This is a genomic window from Paraclostridium bifermentans, from assembly GCF_964259345.1.
GTDB lineage: Bacteria > Bacillota > Clostridia > Peptostreptococcales > Peptostreptococcaceae > Paraclostridium > Paraclostridium bifermentans_B.
This window is the reverse complement of the sequence record NZ_CAXVJR010000004.1, coordinates 231,158-247,331: the sequence shown is the minus strand read 5'-3', so window position 1 is coordinate 247,331 and position 16,174 is coordinate 231,158. Positions and strand designations below refer to the sequence as shown.

General features: G+C 26.9%; 11 protein-coding genes and 1 riboswitch. Of the genes, 2 read left to right on the top strand and 9 right to left on the bottom strand.

All coding sequences use genetic code 11. The annotated features are described in order from the left end of the window. Positions 1 to 190: 190 nt before the first annotated feature. Positions 191 to 295: riboswitch (TPP riboswitch) on the top strand. Positions 296 to 437: 142 nt separating this feature from the next. Next, positions 438 to 1,751, top strand: a complete 1,314-nt coding sequence (thiC, locus tag ACEXNK_RS09670; protein ID WP_373600341.1) for a phosphomethylpyrimidine synthase ThiC — start codon at positions 438 to 440, stop codon at positions 1,749 to 1,751. Between the two features lie 2 nt (positions 1,752 to 1,753). After that, positions 1,754 to 3,115, top strand: a complete 1,362-nt coding sequence (purF, locus tag ACEXNK_RS09665) for an amidophosphoribosyltransferase (RefSeq protein WP_373601591.1) — start codon at positions 1,754 to 1,756, stop codon at positions 3,113 to 3,115. A 19-nt stretch (positions 3,116 to 3,134) separates the two neighbouring features. Here purF and ACEXNK_RS09660 read toward each other — a convergent pair whose 3' ends face one another. The 9 genes from ACEXNK_RS09660 to ACEXNK_RS09620 all read right to left on the bottom strand — a co-directional run bounded on the left by ACEXNK_RS09660 (position 3,135) and on the right by ACEXNK_RS09620 (position 16,148). Further along, complete coding sequence (locus ACEXNK_RS09660) at positions 3,135 to 4,472, bottom strand: HAMP domain-containing sensor histidine kinase (protein WP_373600343.1); 1,338 nt, start codon at positions 4,470 to 4,472, stop codon at positions 3,135 to 3,137. Then, complete coding sequence (locus ACEXNK_RS09655) at positions 4,469 to 5,137, bottom strand: response regulator transcription factor (protein WP_373600344.1); 669 nt, start codon at positions 5,135 to 5,137, stop codon at positions 4,469 to 4,471. The genes ACEXNK_RS09660 and ACEXNK_RS09655 overlap by 4 nt, the downstream gene beginning before the upstream one ends. 22 nt (positions 5,138 to 5,159) lie before the next feature. Continuing rightward, entirely contained in the window at positions 5,160 to 6,329 is a 1,170-nt protein-coding gene (locus tag ACEXNK_RS09650; RefSeq protein ID WP_373600345.1) for an ABC transporter permease, read from the bottom strand. A 12-nt stretch (positions 6,330 to 6,341) separates the two neighbouring features. Next, positions 6,342 to 7,016, bottom strand: coding sequence for an ABC transporter ATP-binding protein (locus ACEXNK_RS09645; protein ID WP_373600346.1), 675 nt, complete (start codon positions 7,014 to 7,016; stop codon positions 6,342 to 6,344). A gap of 13 nt (positions 7,017 to 7,029) precedes the next feature. Then, entirely contained in the window at positions 7,030 to 8,112 is a 1,083-nt protein-coding gene (locus ACEXNK_RS09640) for an SH3 domain-containing protein (protein ID WP_373600347.1), read from the bottom strand. Positions 8,113 to 8,258: 146 nt separating this feature from the next. After that, positions 8,259 to 10,448 carry an HD domain-containing phosphohydrolase gene (locus ACEXNK_RS09635; RefSeq protein ID WP_373600348.1) on the bottom strand — a complete coding sequence of 730 codons (2,190 nt, stop codon included), beginning with the start codon at positions 10,446 to 10,448 and terminating at the stop codon, positions 8,259 to 8,261. Positions 10,449 to 10,670: 222 nt separating this feature from the next. Continuing rightward, positions 10,671 to 11,336: an aquaporin gene (locus ACEXNK_RS09630; RefSeq protein ID WP_373600349.1), complete on the bottom strand. Its 666-nt coding sequence runs from the start codon at positions 11,334 to 11,336 to the stop codon at positions 10,671 to 10,673. Between the two features lie 484 nt (positions 11,337 to 11,820). Next, positions 11,821 to 14,946 (bottom strand): AAA family ATPase, encoded by a 3,126-nt coding sequence (locus ACEXNK_RS09625; protein WP_373600350.1) that lies wholly within the window; start codon positions 14,944 to 14,946, stop codon positions 11,821 to 11,823. Further along, positions 14,946 to 16,148, bottom strand: a complete 1,203-nt coding sequence (locus ACEXNK_RS09620) for an exonuclease SbcCD subunit D (RefSeq protein ID WP_373600351.1) — start codon at positions 16,146 to 16,148, stop codon at positions 14,946 to 14,948. Before ACEXNK_RS09620 ends, ACEXNK_RS09625 begins: the two co-directional genes overlap by 1 nt. Positions 16,149 to 16,174: the final 26 nt, after the last annotated feature.

Below are 16,174 nucleotides of genomic sequence, written 5' to 3'. Positions count from 1 at the left end.
TACTCCTTTATATATTTTAATTTTAGTATTTGAATTACAATAACGCTTACTTTTTCATTATAAATTTTTTGTATATTTTTAATTATGATATTAATTATCAATAAATTACTTATCAAAAAAACCTTTACATAATATTTTTTTAAGACTATAATGATTTTGAAGTTACTTAAGTAATTCAACTAAAAATAAATAGATTAACTAGGGGTGCCATCTTGGCTGAGAGATGAATTTTATTCATTAACCCTCCGAACCTGAAGTAGTTAGAACTACCGTAGGAAAGTTATTTTCTTGAGATTATGATAATGACTATATTTTTTATAGTACATTTCTATAATACATAGCTAAAAAGCTTTGCCCTACGGCAAAGCTTTCTTTACGTTTAAGAATATTATGCTTAAATAATATTTTTAAAAATACATAAAAAAGGGGATTTTAAAATGAATTACACAACTCAAATGGATGCTGCTAGAAAAGGAATTACTACTAAAGAAATGGAAATTGTAGCTAGAAAAGAAAATATTGATGTAGAAATTTTAAAAAGTTTAGTTGCAAGTGGTCAAATTGCTATACCTTCTAATAAAAATCATACATCCTTAAATCCTGAAGGTGTTGGTCAAAATTTAAGAACAAAAATTAATGTAAATCTAGGTATATCAAAAGATTGTTACGATATAGATGAGGAAATGAAAAAAGTAAAACTAGCTTTAGATATGAAAGCTGAAGCTATAATGGATTTAAGTTCTTTTGGAAAAACTGAAGAATTTAGACAAAGATTAATATCTGATTCTAGTGCTATGATAGGTACAGTACCTATTTATGATGCAGTTGGATTTTATGATAAAGAGCTAAAAGATATTACAGCTCAAGAGTTTTTAGATGTAGTTAAAAAACATGCCAAAGATGGAGTTGACTTTGTAACTATACACGCTGGTATAAATAGAGAAACTGCTAATGTATTTAAAAGAAATACTAGACTTACGAATATAGTTTCAAGAGGTGGTTCTTTAATGTATGCTTGGATGGAGTTAAACAACAAAGAAAACCCTTTCTTTGAGTATTTCGATGAACTTCTAGATATATGTGAAGAATATGATTTAACTTTAAGCCTTGGAGATGCGTTAAGACCCGGTTCTATAAATGATTCTTCTGATGCATGTCAGATAAAAGAATTAATGATTTTAGGAGAACTTACGCTAAGAGCTTGGGATAGAAATGTTCAAGTTATTATAGAAGGCCCTGGTCATATGTCTTTAGATGAAATTCAAGCAAATATGTTACTTGAAAAGAAACTTTGTCACAATGCTCCATTCTATGTTCTAGGCCCTATAGTTACAGATATAGCTCCAGGATACGATCATATAACAAGTGCTATTGGTGGTGCTTTAGCTGCTAGTTGTGGTGCTGACTTTTTATGTTATGTAACACCTGCCGAACATTTAAGACTTCCTAACTTAGATGATGTACAGGAAGGTATTGTTGCTACTAAAATAGCTGCTCATGCTGCAGATATAGCTAAAAAAATACCTGGATCTAGAGACTGGGACAATAAAATGAGTAAAGCTAGACAAGCCCTTGACTGGGAAACAATGTTTGATCTTTCTATAGACCCCGAAAAAGCTAGAAGATACAGAAAAGAGTCTACTCCAGAACATAGTGATAGTTGTACTATGTGCGGAAAAATGTGTTCTATGAGAAATATGAATAAAATAATGCAAGGAAAAGATTTAAATATATTAAGAGCGGATAATTAGATATGTACATTGATAATATGGATAAATATATAGAAGAGTGCGGTGTTGTAGGTCTATTTTCTACTGATAAAGTAGACCTCTTCCCTACTCTTTATAATTCACTCATAACTATGCAACATAGAGGACAAGAAAGTTGTGGAATAGCTTACTCTAATACAGATAATATCACTTGTTATAAAAATATGGGACTTGTTAATGAAGTTTTTTCTAATAATAAATTCAACAAATTAGAAGGTTACTTAGGCATAGGCCATGTTCGATATTCTACCTTTGGAGAAAGTAATGTAGTAAATGCTCAACCTATTTTAGATAAGTTTTCTTTAGGTAGTATTGCTATAGCTCATAATGGAAATATCACTAATGCCTCTATCTTAAAGAAAGAGCTAAAAAATTTTAAATTTAATACGACTTCAGATTCGGAGGTTATTTTAAAACTTATACAAAAATATTATGATACATCTATGGAAAAAACATTAGCTTCTATTGTAAATAAATTAGAAGGTGGATTTTCATGTGTACTTCTTACAAATAATGAGTTATATGCTTTTAGAGATTTACAGGGTATACGCCCACTTTGTATAGGAAAAGTTAATAATGCTTTTGTAGTATGTTCTGAAAGCTGTGTTTTAGATATTTTAGGAGGAGAATTCATAAGAGATATATTACCTGGTGAAATTTTAAAAATTGATTCTAATGGTGTAAAAAGCTTTAAGCTATCTAAATATGCTAAATGTAATACTTGTGCTTTTGAGTATATATATTTTTCTAGAATTGATAGCATTATAGACGGAGTTAGTGTTTATAATTCTAGATTTAAAGCTGGTGAAACTTTATATAATGAACATCCTGTAGATGCAGATATTGTTATAGGTGTTCCCGATTCAGGAATAACTGCAGCACTAGGATATTCTAAAGCATCTTCTATACCTTATACTACAGGATTTGTAAGAAATAGTTTTGTAGGTAGAAGTTTTATAAAGCCATCTCAAGTAAAAAGAAATGAAACAGTTTCATTAAAATTAAATATTATTAAAGAAAATATAGAAGGTAAAAGAGTTGTTGTTGTTGATGATTCTATGTTAAGGGGAACTACCTGTAAGAAAATAGTATCTCTTTTAAAAGATGCTGGTGCTAAAGAAATACATTATAGATTAGCTTCTCCTGTAGTAAAATCTTCTTGCTGTTTAGGAATTAACACTTCAAACACAGAGCTTCTAGGTTCCAGTATGAATTTAAATGAAATATGTAAATCTGTAGGTGTTAATAGCTTAGGTTATATAAGTATAGATGGGTTCATGAACTCTTTAGGTAACAAGAAAAATGCTTGTTTAAAATGTTTTCTTAAATATAAAAAACTGTCTTAATTATTTTTAAGACAGTTTTTTATATTACTACAATAAATTGAGTACCTTCATCTATTCTGCTATTTACTAAAATACTTCCATTATGTATATCTACAATTTTCTTAACAATTGATAAACCAAGTCCACTACCTTCTATTTTTCTAGACTCATCAGCTTGATAAAATCTATCAAATATCTTTTCTATTTTGTCATAACTAATACCACTGCCATAATCTCTAATACTTACATTGATTTTATTTTCTACATTTTCTATGTTTATATCAATAGACTTATTTTCATAGCTAAATTTTATAGCATTGTTAATTAAGTTTATCCATACTTGCTCTAACAGGTCTTTATCTGCATATATCTTTGTTTTAGGTAAGTTTATATTAAAGTTAATATTTTTCTTAGCCCACTGATTTTCCATCATAAGAATTACTTTTCTTATCTGTTCATCTAGATAAAAATTTGATTTTTTTATTATATTTTGCTCATTATCCAAAGTTGTTAACTTTAACAAATTCTCACTTAACTTTGATAATCTTCTACTTTCCTCTTCTATTATCTTAGCATAACTTTTTTTATCTTCATCATCTAAGTAATCGCTTTGTAAAAGTGTTGAAAATCCCATTATAGAAGTTATAGGTGATTGAATTTCATGAGATACATTAGCTACAAATTCTTGCCTCATTTGTTCTGTTTTTCTTATTTTTTTTACCATTGAGTTAAAATTTTTAGTAAGTTTTGATATTTCATCCTTTCCCTTAGCTTCTATTTTCATTTCAAAGTTTCCACTTTCAACTTCTTTAGAAGCAATAGTCAAGATTTTAATTCTACTTACAATAGTCTTAGCTAATACGCTAAACATAACAACTCCTGTAAATATTATGATTATAAAGTTTATCTTTATAGGTATACTCACATCAAAAAAATGTTCTACTAAATTTATAGTTATATATACATAATAACTATCATTTTTAAATTCAAATGGATATCCTACTGTAGGCATATTTTTTATAGGAAATTTACTTGGCTTAATTTGGTTTATATATATCTTACCTTCGTCTAAGGTTTTTATAGATTCTTTTGTAACTTTTAAATTTTCTCCATAAACTTTTATTAGTTTTCCATTCTTATATATATTAATATTATATGGTGAAAAAACACTAGTATTTAGTATATCATCAAAATTTTCTTCACTTTGATCTTTGTAAAGTACTTCTACATCTTTAGCCGTAGTTAAAAGTTTATTGCTTAAATTATCATATATTTTGTCAAAATATAGATTATAATTCAACTCAAAACTCAAGAAAATCCCTATAATTATAGTAAAAATAAAAGCTATTACAAGTTTAAAATATATGCTCTTTCTCACTTTATTACCTCTAACTTATATCCTAATCCTCTAACTGTATTTATATTTACTCTAGACTTTTCCAATTTTTCTCTTAGCCTTTTTATATGTACATCTACAGTTCTATCATCACCTTCATAATCTATACCCCAGATATCTTTTATAAGTTCATTTCTAGTGAATATTTTACCTTCAAAACTACTCAATTTAAACAATACCTGAAATTCCTTTAGTGCTATAGGTACTTCTTCATCATTTATTTTAAGTGAACACTTATTGTAATCTAATTCAATATTTCCTATTTTTATTATATTTTTTGAAAAAATCTTGTACCTTCTTAACATTGCTTTTACTCTAGCTACTAGCTCCAATAAATCAAAGGGCTTGACGATATAATCATCAATCCCCAATTCAAATCCTTTTAACTTATCTTGTGATTCACATTTTGCAGTAACCATAAGAATTGGCATATCATAGCTTTTTCTTATATCTTCTGTTAATGAATACCCATCTTTTATAGGCATCATTATATCTATAATACTTAAATCTATTTTTTTATTTTCTATAATATCTAAAGCTTCCTGCCCATCACTTGCTTCATATACGTTAAAGTTTTCTTTTTTAAGTATAACTGATATTAACTGCCTTATATTTTTATCATCATCTACCACAAGTATGTTAACCATAACTTCATCCTTTCATATTCTATTACTCACTCTTTAATGCTTGTATTGGTTGTAATTTAGAAGCTTTATTAGCTGGCATTATCCCAAATACAACACCTACAAATATAGAAAATCCTAAAGCTACTCCTACTACACTCCAAGATATAGCTCCACTAATCCCCATAATATAATATATTATTTTAGCTCCTACTATACCTATTATCGCACCTACTATACCACCTAGTAAACTAACTATTGTAGATTCTATTAAAAATTGAATTAGTATAGTTTTTCTTTTAGCTCCTAGCGCTTTTCTTATTCCGATTTCTTTAGTTCTTTCAGTTACAGATACTAACATTATATTCATAATACCAATTCCTGCAACTACTAATGATATCCCTGCTATACTTCCTAAAACTATAGTCATAGTTCCTTGTATAGATTCCATAGTATCTAGTATAGCTTGTTGATTAAACACTACATATAAATCTTCATCTGAAAATTCATCATATAGCATATCCTTTGTTTCATCTTCTATATATGGTGTATCCTCAGCACTTTTAGCACTTATATACATTTCTTCAACACCTGTATTTTTAAGAAGTCTTTGTCCACTTGTTATAGGAACAAAAACTCTATTATCACTAGTATTCATCATAGCATTTTCATCTTTGTCCATAACTCCTACTACTTTATAAGGTATAGAATTTATATTTACATACTCTCCTATTGGACTTCTGTCATTAAATAAATCTTTTGCTACATCATTTCCAAGAACTACTACCTTACTATTGTAATCTAAATCTATTGGAAGTAAAAATCTACCTTCTTTAAGATTTAAATCCTTAGCCTCCTTGTAAGTATCTGTAGTTGCAACAGCACTTATATCTTTACTTTGGTTGTTAGCACTTACAGTTACCTTACCACTAGTTGCTTGTGCTATATAGTCTATGTTATCTATATCTTCAAATTTCTTACTATCTTTATAACTTAATATTTTATTTTGTTGGTTTGGTAAAATATTTACAGTTACAAGATTTGAACCTAATCCGCTCATTTGTTCATTCACACTTGATTGCATTCCTTTAGCAACTGATACTAATAAAGTTATACTAGCCACACCTATTATTATACCAAGCATTGTAAGAAGTGTTCTCATTTTATTAGATACTAACTGTCTAAATGCCATTTTGAAATTTTCATAAAAACCCATGTCTTACCTCCTTTATTCGTAAAGTCTACCGTCTTTTATACGAATTTTTCTATGCGCTTGATTTGCTATTTCATTATCATGAGTTATCATTATTATCGTTCTACCTTCTTTATTTAAATCTTTTATTATGTTTAATATTTCTTCACTAGTTTTACTATCTAATGCTCCTGTTGGTTCGTCTGCTAATAATATTTGAGGATTAGTTGCTATGGCTCTTGCTATTGCAACCCTTTGCTGTTGTCCTCCTGATAACTGATTTGGCATATGTCCTTTTCTACTTTCAAGCCCTACTTTTTTAAGTGCATCTGTTGCTAGTTTTTTTCTTTTACTCGGTGATATACCTTGATACATTAATGGTAATTCAACATTTTCTAATGCACTTAATTTATTAAGTAAATTAAATTGTTGAAATATAAATCCAATCTTTTTATTTCTTATTTCACTTAAATCATCATCGCTTAAATTTTCTATATCTTCATTGTCTAATAAGTATTTTCCTTCATCAGCTAAATCAAGACATCCTAATACATTCATAAAAGTTGATTTTCCTGAACCTGAAGGTCCAACTATGGCTACAAATTCACCTGTTTTAATTTTGAGAGATATATCATTTAATATAGTTAATTTTTCTTCTCCTAATTGATAACTCTTGTATACATTTTCTACATTTATTACATAATTGTTCATACCTACCTCCAAGTTATTTAGAATTATTATGAGGCATCATATCAAATGGAGACTGAGGTAAACTTATTTCTTTTTCAGGTAGCTTAACCTCCTCGCCTTCATTTAAGCCTTTTGTAACTTCTATATAGTCTTCATTATGTATTCCAACATTTACATCTTGTTCTTTAGAATTTTTAGGTACTACAACATAATAATCATCTATATTTTCTTTATTAACTGCTTCTATTGGAACATATAATACATCATCTTTTTGTTCTACTAATATACTTGCACTTGCATTCATACCTGGTTTTATTTTAACTGTGTTTAAATCGCTAGTTTCTATATATCCTTCTTGGTTATTAGATGTTTTTACCTTGTACCAGTCATCTTCTTTATCAAGAATTTCTACACTATCTCCATCTATTAATTTGATTACTGTATCTGAATTACTTGATGAATCTTCTTTTAAATTAACTACATCTTTATTTATTATACCGCTTTGATTTGGCTTTATTTTAATATCTGTTAGATCATCTTTTTCTATATAACCTTGTACACTATCTTTTGTAGCTACTTTATAATAATCTCCATCTTCTTTTATAAGCTCTACTTCATCATCTTTTTCTAAGTTTGCTACACTTATGTAATCATTTGATTTTCCTTGTCTTATTTGTGTATCTTTATTTACTTTAGCTATCTCTTTTACATCTGTAGGTAATGAAACTTTAATCATAAAATTAGATACTCCATTTACCACTGTTCCCTGTGGAGATACATCTGTTACAATTCCATAAAATACTTCATCTGGAAATGCATCTAATTTTATTTCTACACTTTGATTGACTGCTACCTTATCTATGTCTAATTCATCAATTTCAACTTCTAATTCTAGTTCATCATAATCTGGGTTAGTTTTATCCTTTAAGGCAACAACCCCACTTCCTGCTACAGTTACTTTTATATCTCCTCTTTTTACTTTTGCACTTTGATTTTTAGCCTCATTTACAATTGCTTTTGCATCATCTATTTTAGATTTTACAAAAAGTCCTCCCATAGTTCCTATTGTCCCTACAACAACTACAACTGCTACTATGATTTTAGTAGGTTTTTTCATATAATCAATCCTTTCATTTTTTATCGATAAAAATAGTATATTTTTAAATTATGAACTGTATATGAACATTTAAACAATTCTAAGTTCAATATAGTTTTATAATAATAAAAAGCACCTATCTATATTCTTAGATAAGTGCTTCTTTATTATTTATTTGAGTTAAATATTTCATTTATTTCTTCATTAGCATCGATTAATATCTCTACTATTTCCGGATCTAGATGCTTTCCTTTTTCAGATATTATAATATCCATTGCAGTTTCATGAGAAAATCCTTTTTTATAACATCTTTCCATTCTTAGTGCATCATATACATCCGCTATCGCTAAAATTCTAGCCTCTAGAGGTATATCTTTTCCTTTTAATCCGTTTATATATCCTTCTCCATCATATCGTTCATGGTGGTATAGTATTATATTATTAGCAACTGCTCCAAGGTTATTCTTTTTAACTATATCATAACCTATAGCTACGTGTTTTTTCATTATTTCCATTTCTTCTTTAGTTAATTTACCTGGCTTTTTTAATATATTGTCAGGAATTCCTACTTTCCCTATATCATGTAGTGATGAAAAATATACAATTTCATTTATAAATTGTTCATCACATCCCATATAACTTGCTATTACTTTACAATATCCTGACACCCTCTTTATATGTAATCCAGTATCAGAATCATTTAATGCATTAACGTCTTCAAGTGTCTCGACTAATGATAATACTAATTTTTCATTTTTAGATAAAGCAGTTTCTAAGTTATTATGAAATTCATTTTTAAGTTTAACTTCTTTCCTTAATTTAAATATATATATAGAACTTACAGTCATAATTCCTATAAATATAACTACTATTTTAGCTATTGATTTATAATCAACATTATCTGCATCTTCTATACTAACTTCATTAAACTTAGGGGCAACATCTGTGTTTATGTTGCTATCTACTTTTTTCATTATACTAGCTAGCATTTCATAATCTTTATTAACTCCTATAGATTCATAAAATACTTTTTCAACTACACCTACATGAAATATGTTTTTATACATATTATGTTCTTCTGTAAAATGGCCCATTATGTAATTATCTCCTAAGAAATAATCTATAGTTCCATCATGTAAGTCTTCTATCATATCCTCATAATTTTTGTATTGTATATACTGAAAATCAATTAAGTTTTCTTTTAAAAAATTCCTATCTCCATCTTTTACAACACCTATAGTGTGACCCTCTAGTTCGCTCATGTCATCTATAACTTTTTCCGAACTTGAATATATATATAAATTATAACTATTATAAGGCTTCATTAATTCTAGATGTCTACTTTCTTCATCATCTTTATATACCCCAAAATATATTTGTGGCTCTTTACTTATATCTTTATTTTCATCAAAATCTACAAATGACACGTTTAAAAGATATTCTAATTTATTTATATATTCATTTAGTATCCCCCTATTATATGAGTATTCATAATAATAAGGATGTAATTTATAATCAATTTTCATTGATATTTGGTTATTTTCTTTTAGCCATTTCTTTTCTTCTTTAGTAAGTCCTAGGTTATATTTTATATACATTAATTCATTTTCAATCTTAATCTTATTCATTTGCTTTTTAGATATGCTTCTTAATGCCTTGTCCATTAAATCTCTTAAGATTTTGTCTTCTTTAACGGCTATACTTAATTGAAGATTGTATTTGTTAGATATATTATTTGAGTATACCTGTTTTTCTGGCGATATTTTAAGAGATTTTAATGTCGTTGTATCTGACACAAATCCATATACTTGTTCACTTTCATATAATTCCTTAACATCTTTTAAATTGTCAACTATTATAAAATCTGCATATTTACCATAATCTTTGATTAAACTTTTAAAATTTTTATATACTGCTATTTTCTTACCTTTTAATTCTACTAATGATTCTATCTTTTCTTTTGTGTAAATATTTAATTCTGAAAAATCATAAGGAGCAGTTTTTATAAATCCTTCTTTTTTAAATGAATTGGTTTCAGCTGCCCATATTAAATCAGCTTCATCCATTGAGTTATATTTAGTTACTATATTTATTCCGTACAATTGATTTATATAGCTTTCTAAATCTTTAAAAACCCCAAAATCACCATCTTTGCTTTGATAATAATATATACTATTATTAGATGCAACGTCAGCTACTATTTCTCTTGATTTATTTTCTTCTATCCATTGTCGTTCTTGCTTTGTTAATTTTACACTTTGATATAATAATTTATTATTATATATGGAAATTAAGCTTATCAAACACATGCTAAATATAATTACATATATAAATATTTTAAACCGTTTTTTTTTCAATATGTCCTGCACCTCCATATTTAAAATTCAATTTATAATATAATTATATTTAAAATCTTAATCCATATTATCCCTTTCAATTTGCAATTTATTGCCACAGTATATTCTACCACAATTATCCTACTTTATCTATAATTTTAAAAAGCACTTATTAAAAATAATAAGTGCTTTCGTATATAAAATTCCCTAATTTTTTTTAAACTTTTTATAGTTTTACCCTTATTAAACTTCTTCGCTATCTAATAAATTTTTAGATACTATAGCTGCTATAATTCCCCCCACTATAGGAGCTACTATAAATAACCATAATTGCGATAAAGCTTCTCCTCCTACAAATATTGCTGGTGATAAACTACGAGCTGGGTTTACTGATGTTCCAGTTAGAGGTATTCCTATTAAGTGAACTAATACTAGTGTAAATCCTATAGCTAATCCAGCTAAGTTTGAATTTCCATTTTTACCTGTAACAATCATTATAACTAATATAAATACAAACGTTAAAACTGCTTCTACTAAAAATGCTCCACCCATTGTTAAACTTCCAAATGTATTTTGTCCTAAATTGTCTAATGGTAAGTTAGAACTCTTTAAAAATGCCATTAAAGTAAGTGTCCCTACTATCGCTCCTAAAACTTGTCCTATTAAATAATTTATAAGTTCTTTTGAATCTATACGCTTATTCATATACATTGCTATTGATACAGCTGGATTTACATGACAGCCTGATATCGTTCCTATACTGTATGCCATTGCTACTATCGATAAACCAAATGCCATTGCTATTCCTAAAGTACCAATGCCATCCATACCTCCACCTAAAACTGCTGTTCCTGTTCCAAATAATACTAACACAAAAGTTCCAATAAACTCTGCAATTAATTTTTTCATAACTCTTTCCTCCTATTTTTTATAAAATATTCAGATAAATACTTTTATTCTTCCCTTTTTTTAATAATATAACAACCTTTTTAAATAGTTATTCAATTTAAAAACTTATGTAAAGTCAAATGTACTCGTTTCCTCCTTTAGTTTTCTTATTGCTTAACAATCCTTTGTTATTATACTTTATTTTTACCCTTATTTGCAAGTTTAAAACAATTCTTATTCATTTATCATCTAAGCTTCATATTAATCACATATATATCAATTAATAATAACATTAAAATTTCAATATTATTATGTATTTTTATCATTTTTGAAAATATAATCATATATTTTAAATTTATTATTTTTGAAATTTCATTTTCAATTTATTCATTATTTTTTCATTAATTATTCATTGTTTTTTCATACAAAACCTCTTTTAATTGTTTTAGACAAAAGAAAAAAGACTACTTCAGATTATAAATCGTAGTCTTTTTTCTATATAAATTTATAATATATTAAATTCTGCTTTACTTCCTTTTGATGTTGCAACTACTTCAAGTTTTGCGTCTATTCTTTCTTTAAGTTCTTCAACATGTGATATTATCCCTACTAGTCTACCACCTCTTTGAAGTTCTAATAAACTATCAATAGCATTATCTAGTGATTGCGGATCTAGAGTTCCAAATCCTTCATCTACAAACATAGTATCTAATGATACTCCTCCTGCATTTGATTGAACAACATCCGAAAGTCCTAGTGCTAATGATAAAGAAGCTTTAAAGCTTTCTCCCCCCGATAATGAACTTACATCTCTTGAGCTGTCTGTGTAATTATCATATATTTCTAGTTCTAGACCTTTTTGTCCAGCACCTTTACTTTTGCTTTTCTTTCTTATTAAAGAGAATCTATCTCCTGTCATTTTTTCAAGTCTTATATTTGCAGCTTCTATTATGTCTTCAAAGTATGAAGCTAGTATATATCTTTCAAATGATATATATGGAGATTTTTTACCATTTGCTAAGTCAGCTAACTCTCCAACAACCTTATATTCTTCTTCCATAGCTTTAAATTTAACATTTAGAGCCTCTACATTTTTAAGTACAGATTTATTATTTTCTAATATAGAATATACTTCTCTTAATATAGATTCTTTTTCTTTCTTATCATTTTGAAGCTTTTTGATTTCTTCATCTATATTAGATAAGTCAAAGATTTCTAAATTTTGAGTTTTATTTATTAGTTCTTCTTTTTTAGATTTAAGTATATTAAGTTTAGAATAGTATACTTCTAATTGTTTTTCTAAGTCTTGTATAAATGCTATATTTTCTTTAGCTAGATTATACTCTTCTAAATTTTTAAACTTTGAGCTTTCTATGCTTAGTTCAAATTTTTCTTTAGTTTCTTTAATTATCTTATTTAATTCTTCCATTGATTTATTTATTTCCTTAGAAGTTGAAATCTCTCCTTCTAACTTTTTAGATAGATTTTCACTTTCTTCTCTTAACTTGTTTAATTTAGCCATACTATCATTTAAAGCTTTAGTTTTATTATTTATTAATTCTTTTAATATTTTTATATCTACTATATTTTCAGGTATATACTTTTTATACTCTTCTATTTTAGTAGTCATTTGAGTAACTTCTTTTAAATAATTCTTTTCATTTTCTTCTAAGATTTTTAATTCTTTTTCATTACTTTCAATGTTGTTTTCTATAGCTTTATTTCTATTAATTATATTTTCTTTTAAAGCTATTTTTTCTTTAAGTTTTAATAAATCTTGTGATAGTTTCTCTATTACAGCTTTTAATTCTATACCTTTAGCTTTAACTTCACTTGCTGTATTTTTAGAATAAGTCTTCTCTATATTTAAAACCTGTGAGAATTTAGCTAAACTGCTGTTAACAAATTCCAAATGGCTTTTAACTTCTGAGTTTAATCTAGTTAAGTCATTCATCTTTTGGTTATTTTCTTTTTCTACTTCATCTAACCTTTCTTTAGCTAACTTTAATTCTTCTTTAGTAGGTACTTTTACATCATTTTTTATACTTGCAGGGCTTGGGTGATTAGTTGATCCACAAACAGGACAAGGCATGTTTTCTTCTAACTTACTTGCAAGTATCCCTGCTTGTTCTTTTTTATATAAATCATCCATTTTTTCATAATCATTTTTAATGCTTTTATAAGTTTTTTCAAACTCTTCATATTCCTTGCTTAAATTTAAATGCTTAAGTCCAGTATTTTCATAGTTAGCTATAGATTTAAATAAATCTCTTATTTCTTTTATTGTATTATTTTTATTTTCTATATTATTTTCTATTTCTACTTTCTTAGTTTCTAAAGTAGCTATTTCTTTTAAAGTATTTTCATTTTCTAGTTTTTCAACTTTTAACTTTTCATTAAGTTTTTTATTTTCTTCTATTTTGATCTTAACTTCTTCAGCCCTTTTATTAGAATCTAATACCTTATTTTTTAGTTCATCAAATTCTAATATCTTAGGCTCTATACTTTTTAACTTTTCAATTTCTAATTTAAGATTATCTCTTTCAGATTCTTTAGCTTCTTCTTTAGTTAAATTTTCTTTAGCCAACTTATAATCTTCTTTTAGCTTTTCTATTTTACTTAAACTTACTTTGTAGTTTTCTTCTCTATTTTTTAATGTATCTTCATTTTCTATAAGTTTATCTTCTATATATTTAACTTCTTTTGCTTTCTTTGCACTTTCTATATTACTTTTTTTAGTTTTAAATTCTTCTTCTTTAATTAAAAGTTCTTCTAACTCTTTTATTATATTATTCTTTTCCTTAACTAAGTTGTTATTGTGTTCTATATTTATTCTTTTTTTAGTTATCTCTTCTAAATTAGTATATATCTTTTTATCTTTTTCACTTAAATCTTCATAGTTTTTAGTGTCTTTTTGTATCAGTTCTTTTAACTTTTCTATAACAAATGGAAAATCTACATACTCTCCAATAACTATATCATGTTCACCTTTTATATTTTTTAAGTTTGTTTGTATTTCATCTTTGCTTTTATTTCTATTTTTACTTAAAGCTATAGCTTTTTCTTTAAGCTCTATTTGTATTTTTTCAAAGTCATAAGTATTAAATATTTTTCTAAAAATACCTTCTCTCTCTAATGAATCTGCAAGTAATAACTTTTTAAACTCACCTTGAGGAAGCATCACTATTTGCTTAAATTGGTCTCTAGTTATGCCAAGTATTTCAGTTAACTTATTAGTAACATTAGTAACTTTTGTTATTACTTTTCCATCAGGTAAAGTAAGTGTTGCATCTGCACTTTTTTCTGTATATCCTTCTCCCCTAGACTTTTTCTTTTTTTGTTTAGGAACTCTATTTACAATATATTTTTCACCTTTTAATTCAAATTCTAACTCTACAAAAGTTTCTACATCATCATCTGCAAAATGACTTCTAAGCGAATCATTTTCTCTTGCTTCTCCACTTGCTTCTCCATATAATGCATAACTTATAGCATCAAATATAGTTGTTTTTCCCGCTCCTGTTTTTCCAGATATAACAAATATATTTCTTCCTTTTAATTCTTCAAAATCTATAACTTGTTTAGTTGCATATGGGCCAAATGCACTTATTGTTAATTTTATAGGTCTCATTATTTCACCTCACTTTTTAATACATGATTTATAGTCTGAATTAATACTTCTTCTTTATCTTTTGTGTATTCTCCACTACCTAAATCTTCGTAGAATTCTTTAAATAAATCTAACTTACTTTTACTTTTATATTCACCTTTAGCTGAAGTTTTATCTTCACTATAAGTTCTTTTTCTTTCTCTTGTTATTAACATAGTGTTTGGATAAACTGATCTTAGCTTTTCCATAGGATTTATAAGTTCTCCATCATCTGTTAATATTGCTTGTATGTAATCATTTTTTCCCTCTTTAAGCTCTCTTCCTTCATTTACTATATCTTCTATGTTTCCTTTTATAACTCTTAAATCCCTTATTGGTTGTAGCTGTTTAAAATCTATATCAATATTTTTATTTTCATCTACATCTAATATGTAAACACCCTTTTTTTGATTTACTTCAGAGAAAGAATACTTTAAAAGCGATCCTGAATATCTCATTTCTTCTCTTCCTATTCTTTGTCTTCCGTGTAAGTGTCCTAAAGCTACATAGTCAAAATCATCAAATATATTTCCATCTATTAAATCTGTTCCACCTATTGATAGCGGTCTTTCTGACTCAGATGTTTGAAGATCTGCAACTTCATATTTATCCTCTATACATTTAATTGCATCTTCTCTTTTCATAGTTACATATCCATGTCCTACTAGCACATTCACTTCATCTTTATTTATATTTTCTTTTATTTTTTCTATAACTGCTATCATAGCATCATTGTGGCTTTTTATATCTTTATTTTCTAAAAGTTTTTTTGTAAGTGCTGGATCTTTGTATGGAACTAAGTAAAAGTTTATATTTTTACCATTTTCATTTATAACTACATGTCTATATATTTCATCATCTCTTCCTGCTATATATAAACCTTGTTTTTCTAGTATTTTGCTACCAAAACTTAATCTTTCTCCTCCATCGTGATTACCTGATATAGCTAAAACTTTTATATTTTTATCTATTATCAATTTGCTTAGCGTTTCATTTAATAATTCCACCGCTTCTACCGGTGGGATAGATCTATCATATACATCCCCTGCTATTATAAGTACTTGTGGTTTTTCTTCTTCTATAAGATTTATTAATTTATTTAAAATGTATTTTTGGTCTTCTATCATTGAAAATTCATTTACAATTTTTCCTATATGCCAATCACTAGTGTGAATAATCTTCATAAATATTCCTCCTTATTTCATTTATA

Coding starts and splice junctions, on each gene's coding strand:
- purF (WP_373601591.1), top strand. CDS start 1,754: ATGTACATTGATAATATGGATAAATATATAGAAGAGTGCGGTGTTGTA.
- ACEXNK_RS09620 (WP_373600351.1), bottom strand. CDS start 16,148: ATGAAGATTATTCACACTAGTGATTGGCATATAGGAAAAATTGTAAAT.
- ACEXNK_RS09640 (WP_373600347.1), bottom strand. CDS start 8,112: ATGAAAAAACCTACTAAAATCATAGTAGCAGTTGTAGTTGTTGTAGGG.
- ACEXNK_RS09645 (WP_373600346.1), bottom strand. CDS start 7,016: ATGAACAATTATGTAATAAATGTAGAAAATGTATACAAGAGTTATCAA.
- ACEXNK_RS09625 (WP_373600350.1), bottom strand. CDS start 14,946: ATGAGACCTATAAAATTAACAATAAGTGCATTTGGCCCATATGCAACT.
- ACEXNK_RS09655 (WP_373600344.1), bottom strand. CDS start 5,137: ATGGTTAACATACTTGTGGTAGATGATGATAAAAATATAAGGCAGTTA.
- ACEXNK_RS09630 (WP_373600349.1), bottom strand. CDS start 11,336: ATGAAAAAATTAATTGCAGAGTTTATTGGAACTTTTGTGTTAGTATTA.
- thiC (WP_373600341.1), top strand. CDS start 438: ATGAATTACACAACTCAAATGGATGCTGCTAGAAAAGGAATTACTACT.
- ACEXNK_RS09650 (WP_373600345.1), bottom strand. CDS start 6,329: ATGGGTTTTTATGAAAATTTCAAAATGGCATTTAGACAGTTAGTATCT.